This window comes from Aureimonas jatrophae, from assembly GCF_900104035.1.
Taxonomy (GTDB): Bacteria; Pseudomonadota; Alphaproteobacteria; order Rhizobiales; family Rhizobiaceae; genus Aureimonas; species Aureimonas jatrophae.
The window spans coordinates 134,402-155,896 of sequence record NZ_FNIT01000008.1 but is presented as its reverse complement, the minus strand read 5'-3'; the positions used below and the strand labels follow the sequence as shown (position 1 = coordinate 155,896).

General features: G+C 67.6%; 21 protein-coding genes, 2 tRNA genes and 1 riboswitch. Of the genes, 19 read left to right on the top strand and 4 right to left on the bottom strand.

Annotated features, from left to right (window positions below):
• Positions 1 to 300 precede the first annotated feature (300 nt).
• From BLQ76_RS16785 to BLQ76_RS16760, 6 genes are all read left to right on the top strand, one after another.
• Positions 301 to 852: a TRAP transporter small permease gene (locus BLQ76_RS16785; protein ID WP_090675646.1), complete on the top strand. Its 552-nt coding sequence runs from the start codon at positions 301 to 303 to the stop codon at positions 850 to 852.
• Between the two features lie 12 nt (positions 853 to 864).
• The gene (locus BLQ76_RS16780; RefSeq protein ID WP_090675644.1) at positions 865 to 2,148 is read left to right on the top strand and encodes a TRAP transporter large permease subunit; all 1,284 of its coding nucleotides are present in this window, start codon (positions 865 to 867) and stop codon (positions 2,146 to 2,148) included.
• A gap of 75 nt (positions 2,149 to 2,223) precedes the next feature.
• Positions 2,224 to 3,240 (top strand): TRAP transporter substrate-binding protein, encoded by a 1,017-nt coding sequence (locus tag BLQ76_RS16775; protein WP_425285175.1) that lies wholly within the window; start codon positions 2,224 to 2,226, stop codon positions 3,238 to 3,240.
• Between the two features lie 73 nt (positions 3,241 to 3,313).
• Positions 3,314 to 4,171, top strand: coding sequence for a shikimate dehydrogenase (locus BLQ76_RS16770; RefSeq protein WP_090675640.1), 858 nt, complete (start codon positions 3,314 to 3,316; stop codon positions 4,169 to 4,171).
• Between the two features lie 27 nt (positions 4,172 to 4,198).
• Positions 4,199 to 5,029, top strand: a complete 831-nt coding sequence (locus BLQ76_RS16765) for a cyclase family protein (RefSeq protein ID WP_090675638.1) — start codon at positions 4,199 to 4,201, stop codon at positions 5,027 to 5,029.
• A gap of 48 nt (positions 5,030 to 5,077) precedes the next feature.
• Positions 5,078 to 6,970 carry a bifunctional sugar phosphate isomerase/epimerase/4-hydroxyphenylpyruvate dioxygenase family protein gene (locus BLQ76_RS16760; protein WP_090675635.1) on the top strand — a complete coding sequence of 631 codons (1,893 nt, stop codon included), beginning with the start codon at positions 5,078 to 5,080 and terminating at the stop codon, positions 6,968 to 6,970.
• On the opposite strand, the gene BLQ76_RS16755 is transcribed toward BLQ76_RS16760, so the two are convergent.
• Complete coding sequence (locus BLQ76_RS16755) at positions 6,967 to 7,377, bottom strand: winged helix-turn-helix transcriptional regulator (protein WP_090675633.1); 411 nt, start codon at positions 7,375 to 7,377, stop codon at positions 6,967 to 6,969. The genes BLQ76_RS16760 and BLQ76_RS16755 overlap by 4 nt on opposite strands.
• A gap of 122 nt (positions 7,378 to 7,499) precedes the next feature.
• Here BLQ76_RS16755 and BLQ76_RS16750 point away from each other — a divergent pair, with 122 nt between their 5' ends.
• Together BLQ76_RS16750 and BLQ76_RS16745 are read left to right on the top strand one after the other, a co-directional pair.
• The gene (locus BLQ76_RS16750) at positions 7,500 to 8,561 is read left to right on the top strand and encodes an SDR family oxidoreductase (RefSeq protein ID WP_090675631.1); all 1,062 of its coding nucleotides are present in this window, start codon (positions 7,500 to 7,502) and stop codon (positions 8,559 to 8,561) included.
• A 68-nt stretch (positions 8,562 to 8,629) separates the two neighbouring features.
• The gene (locus BLQ76_RS16745; RefSeq protein ID WP_090675782.1) at positions 8,630 to 9,544 is read left to right on the top strand and encodes an EthD domain-containing protein; all 915 of its coding nucleotides are present in this window, start codon (positions 8,630 to 8,632) and stop codon (positions 9,542 to 9,544) included.
• 408 nt (positions 9,545 to 9,952) lie between these two features.
• Here BLQ76_RS16745 and BLQ76_RS16740 read toward each other — a convergent pair.
• Together BLQ76_RS16740 and BLQ76_RS16735 are read right to left on the bottom strand one after the other, a co-directional pair.
• Positions 9,953 to 10,029, bottom strand: a tRNA-Met gene (locus BLQ76_RS16740).
• Between the two features lie 119 nt (positions 10,030 to 10,148).
• Entirely contained in the window at positions 10,149 to 11,807 is a 1,659-nt protein-coding gene (locus tag BLQ76_RS16735) for an AMP-binding protein (RefSeq protein ID WP_090675629.1), read from the bottom strand.
• A 273-nt stretch (positions 11,808 to 12,080) separates the two neighbouring features.
• Between BLQ76_RS16735 and BLQ76_RS16730 the strand changes: the two genes are divergently transcribed.
• The 7 genes from BLQ76_RS16730 (at position 12,081) to BLQ76_RS16700 (ending at position 16,670) form a co-directional block, all read left to right on the top strand.
• Complete coding sequence (locus BLQ76_RS16730; RefSeq protein ID WP_090675627.1) at positions 12,081 to 12,254, top strand: DUF2934 domain-containing protein; 174 nt, start codon at positions 12,081 to 12,083, stop codon at positions 12,252 to 12,254.
• Positions 12,255 to 12,364: 110 nt separating this feature from the next.
• Entirely contained in the window at positions 12,365 to 12,619 is a 255-nt protein-coding gene (locus BLQ76_RS16725) for a DUF2171 domain-containing protein (protein ID WP_090675625.1), read from the top strand.
• A 148-nt stretch (positions 12,620 to 12,767) separates the two neighbouring features.
• A riboswitch (TPP riboswitch) is annotated at positions 12,768 to 12,869 on the top strand.
• Positions 12,870 to 12,950: 81 nt separating this feature from the next.
• Entirely contained in the window at positions 12,951 to 13,709 is a 759-nt protein-coding gene (locus BLQ76_RS16720) for an ABC transporter permease (RefSeq protein ID WP_090675623.1), read from the top strand.
• A 12-nt stretch (positions 13,710 to 13,721) separates the two neighbouring features.
• On the top strand, positions 13,722 to 14,672 hold the full coding sequence (locus BLQ76_RS16715; protein WP_090675621.1) for an ABC transporter substrate-binding protein: 951 nt from the start codon (positions 13,722 to 13,724) through the stop codon (positions 14,670 to 14,672).
• On the top strand, positions 14,669 to 15,475 hold the full coding sequence (gene thiD, locus BLQ76_RS16710) for a bifunctional hydroxymethylpyrimidine kinase/phosphomethylpyrimidine kinase (RefSeq protein WP_090675618.1): 807 nt from the start codon (positions 14,669 to 14,671) through the stop codon (positions 15,473 to 15,475). The genes BLQ76_RS16715 and thiD overlap by 4 nt, the downstream gene beginning before the upstream one ends.
• Before the next feature lie 80 nt (positions 15,476 to 15,555).
• Positions 15,556 to 15,945, top strand: coding sequence for a CidA/LrgA family protein (locus BLQ76_RS16705; RefSeq protein WP_090675616.1), 390 nt, complete (start codon positions 15,556 to 15,558; stop codon positions 15,943 to 15,945).
• A gap of 5 nt (positions 15,946 to 15,950) precedes the next feature.
• The gene (locus tag BLQ76_RS16700) at positions 15,951 to 16,670 is read left to right on the top strand and encodes an LrgB family protein (protein ID WP_090675780.1); all 720 of its coding nucleotides are present in this window, start codon (positions 15,951 to 15,953) and stop codon (positions 16,668 to 16,670) included.
• A 35-nt stretch (positions 16,671 to 16,705) separates the two neighbouring features.
• Here BLQ76_RS16700 and BLQ76_RS22175 read toward each other — a convergent pair whose 3' ends face one another.
• The gene (locus tag BLQ76_RS22175) at positions 16,706 to 16,852 is read right to left on the bottom strand and encodes a hypothetical protein (protein ID WP_156418056.1); all 147 of its coding nucleotides are present in this window, start codon (positions 16,850 to 16,852) and stop codon (positions 16,706 to 16,708) included.
• Between the two features lie 237 nt (positions 16,853 to 17,089).
• On the opposite strand from BLQ76_RS22175, the gene recQ reads away from it, so the two are divergent.
• The 4 genes from recQ (at position 17,090) to BLQ76_RS16680 (ending at position 21,296) form a co-directional block, all read left to right on the top strand.
• Positions 17,090 to 18,937: a DNA helicase RecQ gene (gene recQ / locus BLQ76_RS16695; RefSeq protein ID WP_090675613.1), complete on the top strand. Its 1,848-nt coding sequence runs from the start codon at positions 17,090 to 17,092 to the stop codon at positions 18,935 to 18,937.
• 100 nt (positions 18,938 to 19,037) lie between these two features.
• Positions 19,038 to 19,114: transfer RNA gene (locus BLQ76_RS16690), tRNA-Arg, on the top strand.
• 308 nt (positions 19,115 to 19,422) lie between these two features.
• On the top strand, positions 19,423 to 19,782 hold the full coding sequence (locus tag BLQ76_RS16685; protein WP_244519696.1) for a response regulator: 360 nt from the start codon (positions 19,423 to 19,425) through the stop codon (positions 19,780 to 19,782).
• Between the two features lie 110 nt (positions 19,783 to 19,892).
• A complete protein-coding gene (locus BLQ76_RS16680) occupies positions 19,893 to 21,296 on the top strand; it encodes a sensor histidine kinase (RefSeq protein ID WP_090675609.1) in 1,404 nt (467 codons plus the stop codon).
• The last annotated feature ends 199 nt before the right edge of the window (positions 21,297 to 21,495 follow it).

Below are 21,495 nucleotides of genomic sequence, written 5' to 3'. Positions count from 1 at the left end.
TACCGCCCGTTCACCCGCTTTGCGGTTGCTCGTCTCCACCTCCCTGATTCCTCTCCTGCCCGACGATCGCTGCGCGCGAAGCATGCTTGGAATGGCGGCCCACGCCAATCAAGTCCCGTCACCGTTGACTAAACGAACCAGTTCGTACACTTTTTGGCAGCGCTCGAAAAACGGAGCGTAACAAGCCACGGAGCAAGGCGACACACTCGGCACGCACCATCACGGATGGACGAGCCGAAAGATCGCTGCCGGGGCGCGGGCGTGACGCAACGCGTCCGCCGGGATGGGAGGACCAACGGCATGCGACGGATCGTCGAGGCTTACTTCGCTCTTCTGCGTCTGGCGATTGCAGGCCTTCTGGCCGCGATGGTCATACTGGTCTTTGGCAACGTCGTTCTGCGCTACGGCTTCAACAGCGGCATCACCTCGTCGGAAGAGCTGTCGCGGCTGGCCTTTGTCTGGCTGATCTTTCTGGGTGCCGCGCTGGCGCTGCGCGACCATGCCCATATCGGCATCGACACCCTGATCCGCATGCTCCCGGCCGCCCTCGCCCGGCCAGCCGTGCTTCTGGGATACGCGCTCATGCTCCTGGCCTGCGTGCTTCTTCTCCAGGGAGTCTGGGGGCAGTTGGCGCTGACCTGGGCCACCACGACGCCCGTGACCGGCATCTCGATCGGCTGGTTCCTCGTTCCCGCGCTCGTCTTCGCGGTGACGGCGCTCGGCCTCCTCCTCGCTGAGGGTATCGGCATCGCGACCGGACGCGTCGACCTTTCGCACGTCGTGCTGGTCCAGGAGTCCGAAGACCAGCCCATGACCCTGGCCGAGGGCGGCCATGGCGCACCGGTCCGCTGAGGTCGCGCGTCGATGGTGATCGCGGTCTTCCTCGGCTCGCTTCTCGGCACCATGGCGCTCGGCATGCCGATCGCCTTCGCCCTGATCCTGTCGGGCGTGGCGCTCATGGCGCATCTCGACCTCTTCGACGGTCAGATCGTCGCCCAGACCCTCCTGCAGGGTGCCGACAGCTTCACGCTGATCGCAGTGCCCTTCTTCATGCTGGCGGGCGAGGTGATGAACCGCGGCGGCCTGTCGCGCCGCATCGTGGCGCTGGCGGTGGCGCTCGTCGGCCACCGCCGCGGTGGACTGGGCTTCGTGTGCATTCTGGCGGCCTGCGTCCTGTCCAGCCTTTCGGGCTCGGCCGTGGCGGATGCCGCGGCGCTGGCCGCCCTTCTCATGCCGATGATGATCAAGTCAGGCCACGATCCGGCGCGCTCGGGCGGCCTGATCGCGGCATCCGCGATCATCGGCCCGATCATCCCGCCCTCGATCGGCTTCATCTTGTTCGGCGTGGTGGGCGGGGTGTCGATCACCAAACTGTTCCTGGCCGGCATCGCGCCCGGCCTCATGATCGGGGCCGCACTCTGCATCGCCTGGCTCGTCGTGATCCGGCGCGAGCGCTTCGAGCTGCCGCCGCGCGCCGGATGGGCCGAGCGCGGTCGCGCTCTGCGCGAAAGCGTCTGGGCGCTCCTGCTGCCGGTGATCATCATCTTCGGCCTGAAGCTCGGCGTCTTCACGCCGACCGAGGCGGGCGTGGTGGCGGCCGTGTATTCGCTGTTCGTCGCCATGGTGATCTATCGCGAGCTCGACGCTGGCGCGCTGGTGGACGTCTTCGCGGCGGCGGCCAAGACCACGGCGGTGGTGATGTTTCTGGTGGCGGCGGCCAGCGTATCGGCCTGGCTGATCACGATCGCGGACCTGCCGGGAGCGATGGTCGCCCTCTTGGAACCGCTGATGGGCAACCAGACGCTGCTGCTTCTGGCCATCATGGTGCTGATCGTGGCGGTGGGCACCGCGATGGACATGACGCCCACCATCCTGATCCTGACGCCCGTGCTCATGCCCGTAATCAAGCAGGCGGGCATCGACCCGGTCTACTTCGGGGTGCTCTTCATCATCAACAACTCGATCGGCCTCGTCACGCCCCCGGTCGGCACCGTGCTCAATGTCGTCTGCGGCGTGGGACGCATCTCCATGGAGCGCCTGATCCGCGGGGTCTGGCCCTTCATGCTGGCCCAGCTCGCGGTCCTGCTGCTTCTGGTTCTGTTTCCAGCGCTCGTCACCGTGCCCGCAGCCTTCTTCTCGGCTCGCTGAGCGCGCCGCGTCCCTTGTTCCATGTCTCAAACGCCCAAACGGGCAAACCGGCGCCAGACAGCGCCATTCGGGAGGATCTTCATGAAGCTCGCACCCCTTCTGGCCGGAGCGGTATCGCTGGTCACGCTTCTCGGTTCGCCGGCCCTGGCCGAGATCCAGGAGCGGACCATCAAGTTCGCCGCCGCCAACTCCAAGGGCCATCCGCAGGTCACAGGCATGGAGCGGTTCGCCGAGCTCGTGTCGCAGCGAAGCGGCGGCAAGATCACCGTGAAGCTGTTTCCAGGCGGCACGCTCGGCGGCGACGTCCAGACACTGGCCAGCGTCCAGGGCGGCACGGTCGAGATGAGCGTCATGAACGCGGGCATCCTGTCGGGCACGGTGAAGGAGTTCGGCGTCGTTGATCTGCCCTTCCTGTTCGCCACGCCTCAGGAAGCGGACGCGGTGATGGACGGCCCGATCGGCACGCAGCTCATGGAACGCCTGCCGGCGCAGCGCCTTGTCGGCCTCGGCTTCTGGGAGCTCGGCTTCCGCCATCTCACCAACGAGCGCCGGCCGGTGAACACCGTCGAGGACGTGCGCGGTCTGAAGATCCGCGTCGTGCAGTCGGCGGTTCCCGTCTCGACGTTCAACACGCTCGGTGCCAACGCCGTGCCCCTGCCCTACCCCGAACTCTACAGCGCCCTGGAAACAGGCACCGTGGACGGGCAGGAGAACCCGCTCGCCAACATTGTGAACGCCAAGTTCACCGAGGTCCAGAAGTACCTGACCCTGACCGGGCACCAGTACAATCCGCAGATCGTGATCGTCTCGAAGGCGTTCTGGGACCGTCTCGACGCCGACGAGCAGGCGTTGCTCCAGGCCGCGGCCACCGAGGCGCGGGACTACCAGCGCCAGGTCTCGCGCGACGCCAGCGACGGCTTCCTGGCCGAGATCCGCAAGAGCGGCATGGAGGTCGTGGAACTGTCGCCCGAGCAGCTCCAGGGTTTCCGCGATGCGGTCGAGCCCGTGGTCGCGGAGTTTCGCGACCAGATCGGCGCCGAGACCGTGGATGCCGTCATGAACCAGCTCAAGACGCTGCGCGGCGGCCAGTAACCCGTCGCCGGTTCCGTTCGCGGCGCGCCCCAACCGGCGCGCCGCCCCTCTCGTCTGGAAAGGCAGCCTTCCCATGCTCGACGTCGCCCAGCGCACGCTCCAGGTCGGCCTGATCGGCAGCGGCATTCAGCTGTCGCGCTCGCCGGCACTGCACGAGGCCGAGGGCCGCGCGAACGGCCTCGACCTGCGCTACAGACTGCTCGACCTCGACGAACGAGGGGGCCCGGACGCCCTGCCCTCGCTCCTGCATCAGGCGGCCGCGGAAGGCTTTGCAGGCGTCAACGTCACGCATCCCGTCAAGCAGGCCGTGATCCCTCACCTCGACGCCCTGTCGCCGGAGGCGGAAGCGCTCGGTGCCGTCAATACGGTGGTGCTGCGCGAGGGCCGGCGGATCGGACACAACACCGACTGCTCGGGGTTTCGAGACGCCTTCCGCAGGAGGCTAAGTGGCGCGACCCTGGATCACGTCGTGCAGCTCGGGGCGGGCGGCGCCGGGGCAGCCGTCGCGCATGCGCTGCTGCAACTCGGCACGCAGCGCCTCTCGCTGTTTGATCGCGAACGGGACAAGGCGGGCGAACTGGCCCGGCGGCTGACGCGCTCCTTTGCCGGCCGACGCATCGAGGTCGGCGATGACCTTGAGGGCGCCCTGTCCGAGGCAGACGGCCTCGTGCACGCGACCCCGACGGGGACCGCAGCCCATCCGGGCCTTCCGCTCGACGCCAGGCTGATCGCACCGCGGCACTTCGTGGCGGAGATCGTCTACTTCCCGCTCGAGACCGAGCTTCTGCGCCTGGCGCGCGCGCGCGGCTGCCGCACCGTGGATGGGGGTGGCATGGCCGTGTTCCAGGCGGCCGGCGCCTTCGAACTGTTCACCGGGATCAGGCCCGACACGGAGCGGATGCTGGCCCATTTCGAAACCATAACGCGCTGAATCCACGCACTTAGGGAGACTGCAGACATGTGCCCTCCGGGATGCCTTCATTCGATCTGCGCCCAGGCCACGCGCCGGGGTGTCCTGCGGAGCGGCTTTGCTCTGGGTGCGGCCATGGCCTTGCCCTCCGCCTCGCTCGCGGCCCCCGTTCCGGCGGCCGAACACCGCTTCAGCACGGTTCACGACCTCACGCACACGCTGTTCGAGGGTTTCCCGACCTTCAGCGGCGAGCGGTGGTTCACGGTGGAGAAGCCGGTCACCTGGGACAAGGACAAGGTGAACCTGCATCGCTGGACGCTGATGGAGCATACCGGCACCCACATGGATGCGCCGCTCCATTTCTCGCAGGACGGCCTGAGCGTCGACCTCATCCCGATCGCGGACCTCGTGGTCCCGCTCGCGGTCATCGATATCCGCGAGCGCGCGGCGGCAAATCCTGACACCAGCCTGACGCCGGACGACATCGCCCGCTGGGAAGCGCGATACGGTCGCCTGCCGGATGGTTGCTGCGTCGCGATGAACTCCGGCTGGCACGCGCTGCTCGACGAGCCCCGCTTCACCGGCCGCGACGCCGACGGGCGCAACCATACGCCGGGCTTCCACATCGAGGCGGCGGACTTCCTCCTGCGCGAGCGCGACGTGAAGGGAATCGCGGTCGACACGCTATCGCTCGATACGGGCCTCGCCTCGTCGGGCGCGTTCCCGGTCCATTACGCCTGGCTCGGAAGCGGACGTTGGGGCGTCGAGGCGATCGCCGGGCTGGACGACCTTCCCGCATCAGGCGCCATGCTCGTGGTCGCCGGTCCCAAGGTGCGCGGGGGGACCGGCGGTCCGAGCCGTGTCCTGGCTCTCGTGTGACCTGATGCGGCGCAGCGTCGTCGACCCGATCCGGCGGGAGACCACCCCATGAAGACCTCGATAGCGACGGTATCCCTGTCGGGCGATCTGTCCGAGAAGCTTACGGCCATTGCGGCGGCCGGCTTTGGTGCGGTGGAGATCTTCGAGAACGACTTCCTGGCGTTCGACCGGAGCGCGCGGGACGTCGGGCGCATGGTGCGCGACGCGGGATTGGAGATCTCGTTGTTCCAGCCCTTTCGCGACTTCGAGGGTCTGCCCGAGCCCCAGCGGTCTCGTGCCTTCGAGCGCGCGCGGCGCAAGTTCGACACGATGAACGAGCTCGGCACCGACCTCATCCTGATCTGCTCGAGCGTGTCGCCGCTGGCGCAGGGAGGCATCGACCGAGCGGCCGACGATCTGCGACAACTCGGCGATCTGGCTCGCTCGATGGGCGTTCGCGTCGGCTACGAGGCGCTGGCCTGGGGCCGTTTCGTCCACGACCACCGCGACGCCTGGGAGATCGTGCGCCGGGCCGATCATCCGGCGGTCGGGCTCATTCTCGACTCCTTCCACACGCTGGCGCGCGGCATCGATCCCACCACGATCTGCTCCATTCCGCGCGACAAGATCGCGATCGTCCAGATGGCCGACGCGCCGAAGCTCGACCTCGACCCCCTCTCCTGGAGCCGGCATTATCGCGCCATGCTGGGTCAAGGCGATCTGGCCGTCGCCGACTTCATGGCCGCCGTCGAGGCGACGGGCTACGAGGGCTACTACTCGCTGGAAATCTTCAACGACGAGTTCCGCGCAGGTTCCGCACGTCAGACAGCGGTGGACGGGCGTCGCTCGCTGATCTTCACGATGGACCGGTTGAAGCGCGAGGGACGCGCGGTGAAGGGGCCATCCGAGCGGCAGCCTCTCCCCCCGCCCGCCCCCACGACGGGCGTCTCGTTCCTGGAGTTCGCGACCGACGCCGCCTCGGCACCCGCCCTGTCGACCCTGATCGAGGGGCTGGGCTTCCAGCATGCGGGCCGGCATCGCACCAAAGAGGTCGAGCTCTACGCGCAAGGAGCCCTTCGCATCGTGATCAACCGCGAAACGGAAGGGCTCGCCCACTCCTCCTATGTCCTGCACGGCACGAGCCTGTGCGCGATCGGCTTGGCGATGGCCGATACGGACGCGGCCGAAACACGCGCCAAGGGTCTCGTCGCCGACGTCGTCCGCCCTCCGGTCGGGGCGGGCGAGCTGGCGCTCGGCGCGCTGGCGGGTGTGGGGGGCAGCCTTCTCTACCTCGTGCCGGAGGGCGAGGCTCGGGACCGGCAATGGGAACGCGACTTTCAGTTGCACCCCGGCTGGAACACCCATGATGGCATCAGGCTCGAACGGGTCGACCACCTCGCGCAGACCGTGCGAACCGAGGATATCCTGTCCTGGACGCTCTTCTACCGCTCGATCTTCGACCTCGAGCCTTTGCCCGGCGTCGAGGTGGCCGACCCGGGCGGCCTCGTGCGCAGCCATGTGATCGAGAATGCCGATCGCAGTTTGCGCATCGTGCTCAACGCCTCGCAGTCCTCGCGCACCCAGTCGGCGCGCTTCGTGCGCCAGTTCGTCGGCCCCGGGGTCCAGCACGTCGCCTTTGCCACCAGCGACATCCTCGCCACCGCCGCGGCCCTCAAGACAAACGGCATGCCGCTCCTGGCCATTCCCCAGAACTACTACGACGACCTCGAGGCCCGCTTCGACCTTGCCGACGAGACGATGGCGGCCCTGCGCGAATACGGCATTCTCTACGACCGCGACGACGAGGGCGCCTATTTCCAGCTCTATCTCGACGCTCTGCCCGGCGGCTTCTTCTTCGAGATCGTCGAGCGCCGTGGGTACAAGGGCCTGGGCGCCGCCAACGCGCCGATCCGTCTGGCCACACAGGCCAGGATGAGACCGGAAGGTCTGCCGGCCGTCTAGGACTGAATCGGTTCCGCCGCCTCCGTCCCGCGCCGTCGCGAGGTTGTGCGCTCGCGCAGGGCGTCCAGCGCGTCGGCGTTGAGGCGGCCCCAGCGGTAGAGCCACTCGACCGGCTCGACGAAGCGCGTGCCCAGCGCCGTCAGCCGGTACTCGACCGCCGGCGGCACGGTGCCCGCGACGTGGCGCGTCACGAGCCCGCTCGCCTCCATCTCGCGCAGCGTCTGCGTCAGCATCTTCTTGGAGATGCCGGGCAGCGAGCGCTGCAGGACGCCGGTGCGCGCCGCGCCTGCATGCCGCGCATGGAGCGTGTGGAGCACCATGCTCGTCCACTTGGTGGCGAAGAGTTCGAGAACGCGGCGCGGCGCGCAGTCCTCGCGCCACGCCTCGTCGGGCGTTCCGGGTCGCATGAGTGGATACCTCCGGGTGCCTATGTCCCCATTCGGTTCCGTCTAGCCGCCGGCGTCCGGGCTGCCTAGCTCGGGCGGAACGCGGCCCCAAACACAGCCGAACCCGGACGGAGACGGACAGCATGACCAAGACAGCCCTCGTGGTGGGTGCCAGCGGCATCGTGGGCAGCGCGACCGCCGCGCTTCTCAACGAACAGGGCTGGCGGGTGCTGGGTCTGGCCCGACGCCCCGCCAGCCAGAACGGCATCCTGCCGGTGGCGGCCGACCTGCAGGATGCCGCGGCCACAACAAAGGCGCTGCGCGACGTGCGGCCCGATGCGGTGTTCATCACGACCTGGGCCCGGCAGGCCACGGAAGCCGAGAACATCCGCGTCAACGCCGGCATGGTGCGCCACCTTCTCGACGCGCTGCGGCCCGGTGGCACGACGCGCCACGTGGCGCTGGTCACGGGCCTCAAGCACTATCTCGGACCCTTCGAGGCCTACGGAAAGGGCGAGCTGCCCGAGACGCCGTTCCGCGAGACGCAGGGCCGCCTGCCGGTCGACAACTTCTACTACGCGCAGGAGGACGAGGTCTTCGCGGCAGCAACGCGCGACGGCTTCCATTGGAGCGTCCACCGCCCGCACACGGTGATCGGCCAGGCGGTCGGCAACGCCATGAACATGGGCACGACGCTGGCGGTCTACGCCACGCTCTGCCGCGAGACGGGACGCCCGTTCCGCTTCCCGGGCTCGGAAGCGCAGTGGAAGAGCCTCACCGACATGACGGACGCGCGCCAGCTCGCCCGCCAGCTCCTGTGGGCGACGGAAACGCCTGCGGCCGCCGACGAGGCCTTCAACATCGTCAACGGCGACGTCTTCCGTTGGAACTGGATGTGGGGCCGCATCGCCGAGTGGTTCGGGATCGAGCCCGCCCCCTTCGACGGCACGGTGCGCCCGCTCGAGGACCAGATGCGGGACGACGCGCCCCTTTGGCGCCGCATCGCGACACGCGAGGGTCTGGCCGAGCCCGATCTGTCGCGCCTCGCCTCGCCCTGGCACACGGATGCCGATCTTGGCCGTCCCTTCGAGGTCGTCACCGACATGGGCAAGTCGCGCCGGCTCGGCTTCCTCGACTACCAGCCCACCGACGACAGCTTCTTCGACCTCTTCGCCAAGCTGCGCACCGACCGCCTTATCCCCTGACGGGCGAGGCACCTCACCAGACAACGGGATGGATGCGCCCCGTCTCGCTTCAAGCCAAGGATACGCCGTTGCCGACCCTCTCCACCGCCGCGAACTTCGCCGAGCGCGATCGCACCATCGCGATCAACACCTACACCACGGTATTACGCCGCGACCGCGTGCCCCACGACCTCTTCGCGACCTACTGGCGCGACGTGCATGGTCCGCTGTGCTCGCGCATCCCCGGTCTCGGCTGGTACGTTCAGGCTCACTTCGATCGGGAGCAGGACGCTCACCTTTGGCCCGAGATCGAAGGGATCCGCACCTTCGACAACTACGAACTCGACGGGGGCGTCGAGATCGGGTTTGCCTCCGCGGACGACCAGACGCTCTTCAACGACACCTGCGCGATCCTGTTCGCGGATGAGCAGAACATGTTCGCCGCGACCGTTGCCTACGCCCTTCCAAAGGGCTCGCAAACGCTCGTGGATCGCTCAGTGGATCCCGTGCCCAATGGCGACGACGGACTGGACCGGATCCATGTCCATTTCGGCGCGGCCCACACCGACGCCGAGGCGTTTGGAGCCCGCATCGAGGCGCTGGCGCGCGATCTGGCGGTCGAACCCGCCGTGTTGAAGGTGCGCGTGCATCTCCCGGACCGCTACGATAACGCCAAGCCTGCCCCACCGGCGCCCTATGTCGGGCACGAGGTGAGCACGGAGCGTGAGCTGATAGCGGTTCTGGAATTGGCCTTCGCGACGCCGCTCGAGCGGCGGCAATTCTTCGCCTCGCCGAACTTTCAGACCGCAACGCGAGATCTCGACCGGGACGTTGCCTACGCAACGGGCTTCGCGGTGAGTGGGGTCTATACCTATGTGCGCGACAAGACGCTGACCCTGGCAGGACTGCGTGGAAGTCGCCCCGCTCAACTCATCGAGCAGATCGGCGCCGTCAACCAGGTCACCGACGAGGTTCGCCGGCTCCTGATGACGGGCAAGCTCTAGGGTCGCGTCCGGCCCTCGGCGGCGAAGTGGCGACGTCCCCGCCTGTCCGTGGTGCTTCTTAAGCGGTACGGCGGACACCATGGCTGCGCCGTCGGCAGGCGGCTTCCGTCCCATCAGACGAGGCCGCCTCTGACTCAGCGGAAGCGGAAGTTGGGCACGGGATGCGCGGTCCGTGCTGCCGCTACGAAAGCACGGAGCAGAGACGCGCCGGATGGAAACCATCACGGCCAGCCAGCAGCGACGGGTCTGAGCGAAACTTCGGATTCCGCTCCCCTACCAACGTTTGCAGGGTCGCGATCCGGTATCGGAACCACGAACAGCGGTTGCCGAACGGGATGCTCATAGGCCACGAGCGGTACGAAAAAGCCCTCTAGATCAGGCCAAGAGGACTGATCTAGAGGGCTTTGTTGGTTGCGGGGGCAAGATTTGAACTTGCGACCTTCAGGTTATGAGCCTGACGAGCTACCGGGCTGCTCCACCCCGCGCCATGTCGGCGGCGCCTCGGCCGTCGATGAGCGGGATATAGACGAGGACTTCGCGGAATGAAAGAGCCGTTCGCGATGTTTTTGTGACGAACCCCGTTCCTCCCGCCACCGGTCCGGCGTCAGTCCCGCAGAGCCCGGCGCAGGACCTTTCCGACACCGGTCTTGGGCAGTTCCTCGCGAAACACGAGATCGCGGGGACGCTTGTATCCGGTCAGCCGCTCGCGGCAGTAGGCGCGCACGGCCGCCTCGTCGACCGAGGGATCGCTTCGCACCAGGAAGAGGCGCACCGCCTCTCCCGAAGCCTCGTCCGCCACCCCCACCGCAGCCGCCTCGGCGATGCCCGGCATGCGCGTCACCACGTCCTCGATCTCGTTGGGATAGACGTTGAAGCCCGAGACGTTGATCATGTCCTTCTTGCGATCGACGATCCGTACGAAGCCGCGGGCGTCCATGATCCCGATATCGCCCGTGCGGAAGAAGCCGTCGGCCGTGAAGGCTCCCCGCGTCTCCTCGGGCCGGTTCCAGTAGCCCTTCGTGACCTGCGGTCCCGCGATGGCGATCTCGCCCGGCTCGCCGAAGGGCAACTCCCGGTCGGCCTCGTCGATGATCCGAAACACCGTCGAGGGCAGCGGCAGACCGATCGTGCCGGTGAACTCCGTCGAGGTCACGAGATTGCAGCTGGCGGACGGCGAGGTTTCCGACAGGCCGTATCCCTCGCAGATCGGCGACCCCGTGGTTTCGAGCCAGAGACGGGCCGTCGCGGCCTGCACGGCCATGCCGCCGCCGACCGACAGGCGGAGGTGAGACCAATCGACGGTCTTGGCGTCGGGATGACGGGCGATGGCTCCGAACAGGGTGTTCACCGCCGGGAAGAGGTGGAAGCGTCCGCGCTTCAGCTCCTTGATGACGGCGGGAATGTCGCGCGGGTTCGGGATCAGGATGTTGCAGCCGCCCATGCGGATCGACAGCATCATGTTCACCGTGAAACCGAAGATATGGTAGAGCGGCAGGGCACAGACCGTCATGACCTGCTCGCCGTCCGGGATCCGCTGGGTCGCCGGCCGGTTCCAGAGTTCGGACTGCAACGCGTTGGCCACGACGTTGCGATGGCTGAGGATGGCGCCCTTGGCGGTTCCGGTCGTGCCACCCGTGTACTGCAGGGCGGCGGGATCCTCGAGCGTGATCTCGACGGGCTGGAACCCATGCTCCCGGGCCATCGCCGAACGCCATCGCACGGCGCCCGCCAGATGGAAGCGGGGAACGGCCTTCTTGACGTGACGCAGAACGAAGTTGACGACATGTCCCTTCAACCCGGGCAGCATGTCGCCGACGCCCGTCACCACCACATGCTCGACCGGCACCTCCGCCCGGCAGGCCTCCAGCGTATGGGCCATGTTTTCGAGGATGACGATCGCGCGCGCCCCGGAGTCCCTCAACTGATGGGCCAGCTCGCGCGGGGTGTAGAGCGGGTTGGTGTTGACGCAGACGAGCCCCGCCCGCGCCACCGCCGCCACGGCCACCGGGTACTGGAAGACGTTCGGCATCATCAACGCGACGCGGTCGCCGCGCTGCAGTCCCAGGCCCTGCAGGTATCCCGCAAAGCGGGCCGACGCCCGGTCGAGTTCACGATACGTCATCGTCGCGCCCATGAACCGGAAGGCCGGACGATCGGCGTAGCGCTGGAACGCCTCCTCCATCAGCGCGGCGAGCGACGCATAGGGCAAGGGTCCCAGTTCGTGCGGCATGCCGGGCGGATAGTGAGCGAGCCACGGATGCATCGATTCGATCCTCCCATCGTTTCTTGCATCGATGGGTAGCGCAGGGTTGCCTGGAACGAAATAGTCTTCCGTTTACGTTCACGTCAGCTGCTACACCGCCTTCGAACGGTATCGGGCGGCAACGGTGAGCCGGCACCACAAGAACCGACTGTCGCGCTTTCCCTTCGCGCGAGGAGATTTATGTAGCCTCGAAATGCTCGCCTTGCTGTCGATCGTCAGATGTCGGCCGTAGGACAAGAGCATGGAGCGAAGCGTCGAAGGGAATCAGGCGGGATGACAACGGACCGGGACCAGGAGATCAGGAATCGCGCCTACTACCTTTGGGAGAAGGCCGGGCGCCCCGCCGGACACGAACACGATTTCTGGGCGCAAGCGGCACGCGAGATCGAGGGCGATCCCGCGGACCGGCCCGCTGCCGACGACGAGAACCGCTTCATCGCCCGATAACAGCCCTCTGCGCTTCGATGCATCCAAGCGGATGCTGCTGCGTTTCGGTCACGGATGCGGGAGCGCCACCGAGCTGCTCTCGCCAGTCATGACAGTCAGGAGCTGAAGCGATGAACTTTCCGATCAAGGAGCATATGGAGATCATCGGTGCGGACGGCGTTCACGTCGGCACGGTGGATCGCCTGGAAGGCGACCGTATCAAGCTGACCAAGAAGGACAGCGGCCAGGGCCTGCCGCAGGGCGGACACCATTACATCTCCACCGCCCTCGTGGCCGGCGTGGAAGGCGACAAGGTGCGCCTCTCGGCCAACGGCGACGTCGCGGCCGAACTCTTCGAAGAGAGCGAGGACGGCAAGGCCGCCTGAAGCCGGCAGAGCCGCTGCCGTCTGACGCGACGGCACACCCGGACCGACATGGACGGCCGGTGTCTCCCAAGCGGAGCCGCCGGCCTTTTTCATGGTCCGTAGCCGATGCCGCCGCTTGACAGCGGCACCGGCCTCCCGCCAACCTCACGGCGATTCCGAGGGGTGCGCCGAAGGGCGCTGAGATGGCGATCGCCGAACCCTTGAACCTGATCCGGGTCATGCCGGCGTAGGAACGGGAAACGCGACGTTGCCTCCTCACCCGATCACGTCTGCCTTTCGGGCGGGACCAACGCGCCGGCTCCTCGACCGGAGTGGCGGCCGGACCGCGCGGATGATCATCCAGACCGCCTTCGGGGTCGCGGCGGCGCTCGCGACCTGGCAGCTCGTCGTGCTCGCGCTCCGGCCGCCACGCTACATGTTGCCCGAGCCCTGGACGGTCGCGCAGACGCTTTGGCGGCGCCGCGATCTGCTGATGCGCGAGGGTGCGACAACCGCGACCGAGGCGCTCCTGGGTCTGTTGGTTGGAGCCGTGGCAGGCGCGCTGGCGGGTCTGGCGACGGCGGCCTGGCCCCGCGCCGGCGCCATTGCCTGGCCGGTTCTGATCGTGCTCCAGTCCCTGCCTGTCTTTGCGCTCGCTCCCTTGCTGGTTCTGTGGTTTGGCTTCGGCATGGCTTCGAAGGTCGCCATGAGCGCGATCGTGATCTTCTTCCCGGTTGCCTCCTTCCTAGCCGACGGGTTGCGCCGCACCGACCCCGACCTTCTCGACGCGACGGCGCTGACCGAAGCCAGCCATTGGCGAGCCATCCAGCACGTCCGCCTGCCGCTCGCCATGCCCGCCTTCGTGTCGGGTCTGCGGGTCGCAGCCCCCCTCGCCCCGCTCGGTGCGGTGATCGGCGAGTGGGTCGGGGCGTCCGGCGGCCTCGGCTTCCTGATGATCCAGGCCAACGCGCGGCTGCAGACCGACCTGATGTTCGCCTGCCTCGCGCTCCTGGCCGCCCTGACGCTGTTCCTGCGCGCGGTGGTGGATGCCCTTGCGCCCCGGTTCGTGCCTTGGGCGCCCGAAGCCTCCCTTCTTCCCTCGCGCGCCTGAGGTCGCTCTCCGATGCTTCGTTCCCTGCTCCTTCTCCTGGCCACGCTGCTGGGCCTTGCCGCGCCGCCCGCGTCCGCCGCCGAGCCCCAGCGTCTGCGCGTTCTTCTGGAATGGTTCGTCAATCCCGATCACGCGGCGCTGGTGATCGCTCGCGAGCGCGGTCTGTTCGCCGCTCGGGGCCTCGATGTGGAACTCGTGCCGGCGACCGATCCGGCCGCGCCGCCCCGCCTCCTGGCGGCCGGCGAGGCCGAGATCGCGGTGCACTACCAGCCCAACCTGATGCTCGATGTTGCCGCCGGTCTGCCGCTCGTGCGCTTTGCGACCCTGGTCGAGACGCCGCTCAACACGCTGATGGTTCTCAAGGACGGTCCGGTCCGCTCGATAGCCGACCTGAAGGGTCGGCGCATCGGCTATTCCGTGGCGGGACTCGAGGAGGCGGTTCTATCGGGAATGCTGGCCCATGCCGGGCTCAAGTTGACGGACGTGACGCTCGTCAACGTCAACTTCGCGCTGACGCCCGCCCTCCTGTCGGGCTCGGTGGACGCCACGATCGGCGGTTTTCGCAACTTCGAGCTGACGCAGATGCAGATCGAGAAGCGCGAGGGCCGCCCCTTCTACCCCGAAGAGCACGGTGTTCCGCCCTATGACGAGCTGATCCTCGTAACCCGCGCCGACCTCTTGGGGGATGCGCGCCTGCCGCGCTTCGTCGACGCTTTGGAAGAGGCGTCGCTTTTCATCGCCAACCATGCCGACGAGGCGCGCGACCTCTTTTTGCGCGCTTATCCCGATCTGGACGATGCGTTGAACCGGCAGGCTTTCGCCGATACCGTTCCGCGACTGGCCAAGCGGCCCGGCGCCCTGGACCGTGCCCGCACCGAACGCTTCTCGCGCTTCCTGGAGGAACGCGGCGTGATCGCATCCACCCCGCCCCTCGACACCTATGCGGTGGAGCTGACCCGATGACGCGCATCGGCTTGACGATTGCAGGGTCCGACTCCGGCGGGGGGGCGGGCATCCAGGCCGACCTCAAGACCTTTTCGGCGCTCGGCCTCTTTGGCGCAAGCGTCGTGACCGCCGTGACCGCGCAGAACACGCATGGCGTTCGTGCCGTCGAAACCCTGTCGCCCGACATCGTCGGCGCCCAGATCGACGCCGTGCTCGACGACCTCGCGGTGGATGCGATCAAGATCGGCATGGTCTCGCGGAGCGACGTGATCCGCCGCATCGCCGATCGGCTGCGGGCCCACGGGCGTCGCGCGGTGCTGGATCCGGTGATGGTCGCAACCTCGGGCGACCGCCTTCTGGAGGAAGAAGCCCTCGACGCGTTGCGCATCGAGCTGCTTCCGCTGGCTCTCGTCGCGACCCCGAACCTGCCCGAGGCGGCCCTTCTGGCGGCCGCGCCGCAGGCGGACGACGAAGCGGCCATGCGCGCACAGGGCGAGCGCATCCGGGCGCTCGGAGCCGAGGCCGTCCTGGTCAAGGGCGGGCACGGAGCGGGTGCGTCGAGCGTCGATATCCTGGTGACGCCGGATGCGGCCTTCCGCTTCGCCGCCCCCCGCATCGCGACGACGTCCGACCATGGCACGGGATGCACCTTGAGCGCCGCCATCGCCGCCCATCTGGCGCGCGGCCTCGTTCTGGACGCGGCGGTCGAGCAGGCCCGCGCGTATCTCCAGGGTGCACTCGTGGCCGCGGGCCGGCTGCGGGTGGGTGGAGGCCGAGGGCCGGTGCATCATTTCCACGATTGGTGGGACGATCGCGTTTGAGCGACGCGTGCGGCCGCTCCGGTTGACGCTGCGCAGGCACGGCCCGACAAGCGAAACTTCCGAAACCCCGGGGGCCTCGCATGCTCAAGCCCATCGCCGTCCTTCTTCTGTGCCAGCTGGCGGGCGAGAGTGTCGCTCGTGCGCTGGGTCTGGCGGTACCGGGCCCGGTTCTCGGCTTCCTTCTCCTGTTTGCGCTCCTCGTGCTGCGCGACCGCGGATGGGTGCCGCGCTGGCCCTCGCTGGGCGGCGAGCCCGGCGAGCCGCTCGGGCGAACCGCCGACGGCCTCCTGTCGGTTCTCGGTCTGCTCTTCGTGCCCGCCGGCGTCGGCGTCATCGACAATCTCGGCCTTCTGAGCGCCCACGGGTTCGGCCTCGTCGCGACGCTGGCCCTGTCGGCGGTGGCTACGTTGCTGGTGACGGTCGGCATCTTCGTTCTGGTCGCCGGCCACCGTTTCGGCGGGGATGCCTGATGGGCCTGCCTGCCGATCCGGCCGAACTGTGGGCCTATCTCTCGGCCTCGCCACTGTTCTGGCTTTCGGCGACGCTGGTCGCCTTCTTGGCCAGCCAGCGCCTCGCGCAGGCTGCAAGGCACCATCCGGCGGCCAACCCCGTCCTGTTTTCGATCGTGGCGCTCGGCCTCGTGCTGGCTGTGACGCGCACGCCCTATGCGACCTACTTCGCGGGCGCCCAGTTCGTGCACTTCCTTCTGGGACCTGCGACGGTCGCCCTGGCCGTACCGCTCTACCGTCATCGCAGGCTGGTGCGCGTCCACGTCCTGCCGTTGGCGGTCGCGCTGCCGACGGGATCCTTGGTGGCGGTCGTGTCGGCCGTGTGGCTGGCGCGGTTGTTCGCGATCCCGCCCGAGGCGATCGTATCGCTGGCACCGAAATCAGTGACCGCGGCGGTCGCGATGGGTCTGTCGGAACAGCTCGGCGGCGACCCGGCGCTGACGGCGGTCCTGTGCATCGCCACCGGCATCTTCGGCGCGGTGATCGTCACGCCGTTGATGAATGCCCTGAGGATCCGGAACTACGCCGCGCGCGGCTTTGCCGTGGGCCTCACGTCGCACGGCATCGGGACGGCGCGCGCCTTCGCGGTGGATCCCGTGGCGGGCGCCTTCGCGGGCATCGCCATGGCGCTGAACGCTGTGGCGACGTCCCTGATTCTTCCCGTGCTCCTGCCCCGGCTCTTGTAGCGGCCGGTCGCAAACGAACGGTCGCGCGCGAAGCCTCAGACGGCCTCGAAACCTCCGGTCCAGGCCCGCCAGTCGGCACTGCCGGGGCGGTAGGGATTGTCCTTGCGGCTGCGACGCGCACGGGCTGCCGACTGGCCTTCCTGCCAGACGAACTGGTCGCGGGTGATGGGAACTGCGCTCATGACAAGCCTCGTTCGAATTGTTTGTCCAACCGGCCTCAAGATACTCTTGCCGGATAGGGGCGGTGCCCTAACGCCATGTGGGCGCGAGTTCAACCCACCGCAACACAACCCTGCCCCGCACAGGGTCGGCCGCAAGAATGACGCAGATGGTTGTCATGGCCATGACATTCCCCGATGACTGACGAGGACAGGGTGGCTCCCGTGCCGGAGCGTCTCCCTGCCCGACCGGAGTTTCGCATGTCCCGCCCCCTCGCCCGAACGGATGCGCTGTTCGACCTGGACACCCGCCACCGGGATCCGTCCGAGGTGCTGCGGCAGGTCTTCGGCCATGCCGCCTTTCGGGGCCATCAGGAGGCGGTCGTTCGGCACGTGACGACCGGCGGGGACGCGCTCGTTCTCTTTCCGACCGGCGCCGGCAAGTCGATCTGCTACCAGGTGCCCGCGCTCTGCCGCGACGGCGTCGGCATCGTCGTCTCGCCCCTGATCGCCCTGATGCGCGATCAGGTGCAGGCGCTCCTGCAGGCCGGCGTCCGCGCCGCCGCTCTCAACTCCGCCATGGACGACGAGGCACGGGCCACGGTTCGCCGCCAGTTGATGGCGGGCGAACTGGATCTCCTCTACGTCACGCCCGAGCGCATCGCGATGCCCGGCTTCCGGCAGGTTCTCTCGCGCGTTCCGATCAGCCTCTTTGCGATCGACGAGGCGCATTGCGTCAGCGCCTGGGGGCATGACTTCCGCCCCGAGTACCGGCTTCTGGAAAGCCTTGCCGACGACTATCCGAACGTGCCGCGCATCGCGCTCACCGCGACCGCCGATCCCGCGACGCGCGCCGACATCGCCGAGCGGCTGCGTTTGACCGACGCGCCGGTCTTCATGACGAGCTTCGACCGGCCCAACATCCGCTACGCCATCGTGGAGCGCGACGAGCCGCGCCGTCAGCTCCTTCATTTCCTGAAGGACCACGACGGAGACTCCGGCATCGTCTACTGCCTCTCGCGCCGCAAGGTGGATGAGACGGCCGACTGGCTGAACCGCGAGGGCATCCGTGCCCTGCCCTACCATGCCGGCATGGAGTCCGCCGTCAAGGAGCGCAACCAGGATGCCTTCCTGCGGGAGGAAGGTCTGATCCTGGTCGCGACGGTCGCCTTCGGCATGGGCATCGACAAGCCCGACGTGCGCTTTGTCGCCCATCTCGACCTGCCCTCCTCGGTCGAGGCCTACTATCAGGAGACCGGTCGCGCAGGCCGCGACGGTCAGCCGGCCGAGGCCTGGATGGCCTACGGCCTGCAGGACGTCGTGCAGCGCGGGCGGATGATCGACGAGGGTGCGGCCGACGAGGCGGTGAAGCGCGTCGAGCGCGCCAAGCTCGAGGCGCTGCTGGGCATCTGCGAGACCGCGCAATGCCGGCGCGCCGTGCTGCTTCAGCATTTCGGCGAGACGTTGCCCGCCCCCTGCGGCAACTGCGACACCTGCCTTTCCCCTGTCGAGACCTTCGACGGGACCGAGGATGCCGTGAAGCTCATGGCCGCGATCTACCGCACCGGCGAGCGCTTCGGCCTCGGTCACGTGATCGAGGTCCTGACCGGCAAGGCGAGCGATAAGGTCCGCCAGATAGGCCACGACCAGATCCCGGTCTTCGGCAAAGGCGTGGGCCGCGATGCGCGCGCCTGGCGCTCGATCGCGCGCCAGCTGACCGCGATGGGCCTGATCGAGGTCGATCACGCCGCCTATGGCGCGCTTGTGCTGCGCGAGGAAGCGCGGGCCGTCTTTCGCAAGGAGCGGGTCGTCACGCTCCGGCGCGACCGCGCGCGGCGCGCGACCGAGCTGAAGCGCGTGGGCAGCGGCGCGGCGGATCTGTCGCCGGCCGACGCCGAACTTTTTCAGGCGCTGCGGGCGGTCCGCACGCGCTTGGCCCGCGACAACGCGATCGCCCCCTACATGGTCTTCTCGGACGCCACGCTGCGTGCCATGGCCGAGCGCCGTCCTCGCGACCAACGCTCGCTGCTGGCGGTTCCCGGCGTCGGCCAGCTCAAGCTGCAGACCTTCGGAGCCGATTTCCTGGAGGTTCTCGCCGAAGGCCGATGAGAATGCGACCCGCCGGTTGCACTCACCTCCTCCCCCGCCTTGTCCTTCGCTGCGCCATCCTGTACCAAGGCTTCGGCCGTCCAGACCGGTCATAGACCCGGCACCCGTAGCTCAGCTGGATAGAGCGCTGCCCTCCGAAGGCAGAGGTCACAGGTTCGAATCCTGTCGGGTGCGCCAATCATTCTCGCAGCTCCGTTGGCATTCGTTTCCAGCTGACGCGTCTTGGATCGCGATGTCTGGCGATGGTATGCACCGCTCGCCTCGCGTCGACGGGAGCGAAGGGCGTGGGTGCACGCATCTTGGTTGGCATGCGGGCTCCGGAACTGAATGAGACGGATCGCGTTCGCATCCACAGCTCCGTCTCGGTCGCAGGCGGAACGTCGTCCTCCAGCCGCCATGACGCTTCCCGTCGTTGAAACCAATTCGCGCCGGTTCGCTTCCCTGTCTGCCAAACCGGTGCGGATGGAGAGACGGCCTTGCTTCGGGTGCTGATCGTCGAGGACGAACCACTGATCGCGATCGACCTTCAGGACATTCTGGAGGATGCCGGCCATACGGTGGTCGGTATTGCTCCCGCCATGCAGCAGGCGATCGACTTGGCAGCCGGCGCGATGCCGTTCGACGTCGCCATCCTCGACATCGATCTAGCCGGCTGCGACGATGGCATCGAGACCGCTCACAGGCTGCGCGCCGAGCATGGAATCGATGCGCTCTTCGTTTCGGCGCGGATCGAGGAGGAAGCGCGCGCTCGAGAACTGGGATGGCGGCCGATCGGCTTCATCGCCAAGCCGTTCATGGAAACCCAGATCCTGGCGGCTCTTTCAAGGGTCGAGGCGAGGCGATGACGTTCCAGAGTAAGGCTACGGGAAATGGGCTGGCTGCCTGACGGCATGCTTGTTATGCACATCAGTCCGTATGTCGCGGTGGGACAATCCCGAACACGGTTCCTGACGCCATGCCTCTCTCCGGTGCCTATCATCGTTCGCTGATCAAGGCTCTGAGCGCTCGTCTTCCGGCTCCCGCAACCTACGCTTTGGTGGCGCTTGCCGTTGCTCTTGTTGCCATGGTGCGCGGCGCGTTCGTCACGGACCTTCTGCCGTTCCTATTCTTTATCCCGGTCATCATCGTGAGTGCGCTGCTGGGTGGACGCGGGCCTGGCGTCTTTGCAACGCTCGCCTCGACCATTCCCGCGGCCTACGCGCTGTCTCCGGAGGACGATCCGCTCGCCCTGACACGAACGCAGTGGACGGCTCAGATCCTGTTCGTCGCCGTCAATCTCGGCATTGCGGAGCTGGCCGCGTCCCTGCGCTCCGCCGTTCTGGTGCTGGGCGATGTCGCAGAAGGCCGGCGGATGGCCATATCGAACCTGGCCCGCGAGGTGCAGCAGCGAAACCAGCTCAGCCGCATCGTGGAGAACAGCTCCGACTTCATCGCCTACGCCGATCTGGAGGGACGCGTCCAGTATGTGAACGAGGCTGGCAAGGCACTTGTCGGCCTCCAGGCTCCGGAAGAGACGACCCGGATCAGCGACTACTTTCCCGTCGGCGACTGGTCCCGCGTCGAAACGGAAGTCCTGCCGATTGTTCTTCGCGAGGGATCGTGGACCGGCGACGTTTGCTTCCGCCACTTCGAGACGGGCGAGGAGATACCGGTCCGCTACAACGTCTTCACGCTGCCCAACGTCGATGGCCGGCCGATCGCCTTGGGAACCGTCACCTCCGACCTTCGACGGGAGCGGGCCGCCGAACAGGAACGGCAGATCCTGGTCAGCGAGCTCGCGCATCGACTGAAGAACACGCTGGCGATCACGCAGTCGATCGCCACGCAGACCCTGCGCAGTGCACCCGACCTCGTGACCGCACGCAAGAGCTTGGGCGAGAGGATCCAGGCACTCTCGCGGGCTCACGACATCCTTCTGACCGGCGAACACGACTCGGGCGCGGTCGAGAGCGTCGTCCGGAGCGCAGTCGAGTTGCACGATCCGGAGGGCCGGGTCGCCCTGCGCGGCCCGGATCTGTTTGTCGGTCCCAAGGCTGCCTTGACGCTGGCGCTGATCATCCACGAGTTGGCGACCAACGCCGCCAAGTACGGTGCCTTGAGCGTTCCGCAGGGGCGGGTTCACATCGCCTGGGTCGTCGAGGTCGATGATGAGACCCAACGCCCGACCCTGGCCCTGATGTGGCGCGAGCTCGGCGGTCCGCCGGTCGTGCCACCCAGTCGCAAGGGATTTGGATCGAAGCTGATCGAGATCGGCTTGTCGGGATCGGTCGGCGGATCCGTCGATCTCGACTACGCACCCGATGGCCTGAAGTGCCGGATCGTGGCCCCTTTGACGGAACTTCAGACCGAAGCGGCCTGACCGGCGGCGCGTGGGGTTGCCGTTCCCGTATCGAGCCGTCGGCGCGTTTTGACGTCGTCAGACGGTGCTCCAGAAACGGGAGGCGGATCGCCTGTTCGTCCAACGCCGTTGCGAACGTCAACGCCGTTCGTCCCTCACTGCCCATGGACATGGGCCGGTTCGTGCCAACGGATGGTCCAGGGCGATGCCGATAACGGCG

Coding starts and splice junctions, on each gene's coding strand:
- BLQ76_RS16730 (WP_090675627.1), top strand. CDS start 12,081: ATGACAACGGACCGGGACCAGGAGATCAGGAATCGCGCCTACTACCTT.
- BLQ76_RS16705 (WP_090675616.1), top strand. CDS start 15,556: ATGCTCAAGCCCATCGCCGTCCTTCTTCTGTGCCAGCTGGCGGGCGAG.
- BLQ76_RS16765 (WP_090675638.1), top strand. CDS start 4,199: ATGTGCCCTCCGGGATGCCTTCATTCGATCTGCGCCCAGGCCACGCGC.
- BLQ76_RS16760 (WP_090675635.1), top strand. CDS start 5,078: ATGAAGACCTCGATAGCGACGGTATCCCTGTCGGGCGATCTGTCCGAG.
- BLQ76_RS16725 (WP_090675625.1), top strand. CDS start 12,365: ATGAACTTTCCGATCAAGGAGCATATGGAGATCATCGGTGCGGACGGC.
- BLQ76_RS16780 (WP_090675644.1), top strand. CDS start 865: ATGGTGATCGCGGTCTTCCTCGGCTCGCTTCTCGGCACCATGGCGCTC.
- BLQ76_RS16750 (WP_090675631.1), top strand. CDS start 7,500: ATGACCAAGACAGCCCTCGTGGTGGGTGCCAGCGGCATCGTGGGCAGC.
- thiD (WP_090675618.1), top strand. CDS start 14,669: ATGACGCGCATCGGCTTGACGATTGCAGGGTCCGACTCCGGCGGGGGG.
- BLQ76_RS22175 (WP_156418056.1), bottom strand. CDS start 16,852: ATGAGCGCAGTTCCCATCACCCGCGACCAGTTCGTCTGGCAGGAAGGC.
- BLQ76_RS16770 (WP_090675640.1), top strand. CDS start 3,314: ATGCTCGACGTCGCCCAGCGCACGCTCCAGGTCGGCCTGATCGGCAGC.
- BLQ76_RS16680 (WP_090675609.1), top strand. CDS start 19,893: ATGCCTCTCTCCGGTGCCTATCATCGTTCGCTGATCAAGGCTCTGAGC.
- BLQ76_RS16785 (WP_090675646.1), top strand. CDS start 301: ATGCGACGGATCGTCGAGGCTTACTTCGCTCTTCTGCGTCTGGCGATT.
- BLQ76_RS16715 (WP_090675621.1), top strand. CDS start 13,722: ATGCTTCGTTCCCTGCTCCTTCTCCTGGCCACGCTGCTGGGCCTTGCC.
- recQ (WP_090675613.1), top strand. CDS start 17,090: ATGTCCCGCCCCCTCGCCCGAACGGATGCGCTGTTCGACCTGGACACC.
- BLQ76_RS16755 (WP_090675633.1), bottom strand. CDS start 7,377: ATGCGACCCGGAACGCCCGACGAGGCGTGGCGCGAGGACTGCGCGCCG.
- BLQ76_RS16720 (WP_090675623.1), top strand. CDS start 12,951: ATGATCATCCAGACCGCCTTCGGGGTCGCGGCGGCGCTCGCGACCTGG.
- BLQ76_RS16735 (WP_090675629.1), bottom strand. CDS start 11,807: ATGCATCCGTGGCTCGCTCACTATCCGCCCGGCATGCCGCACGAACTG.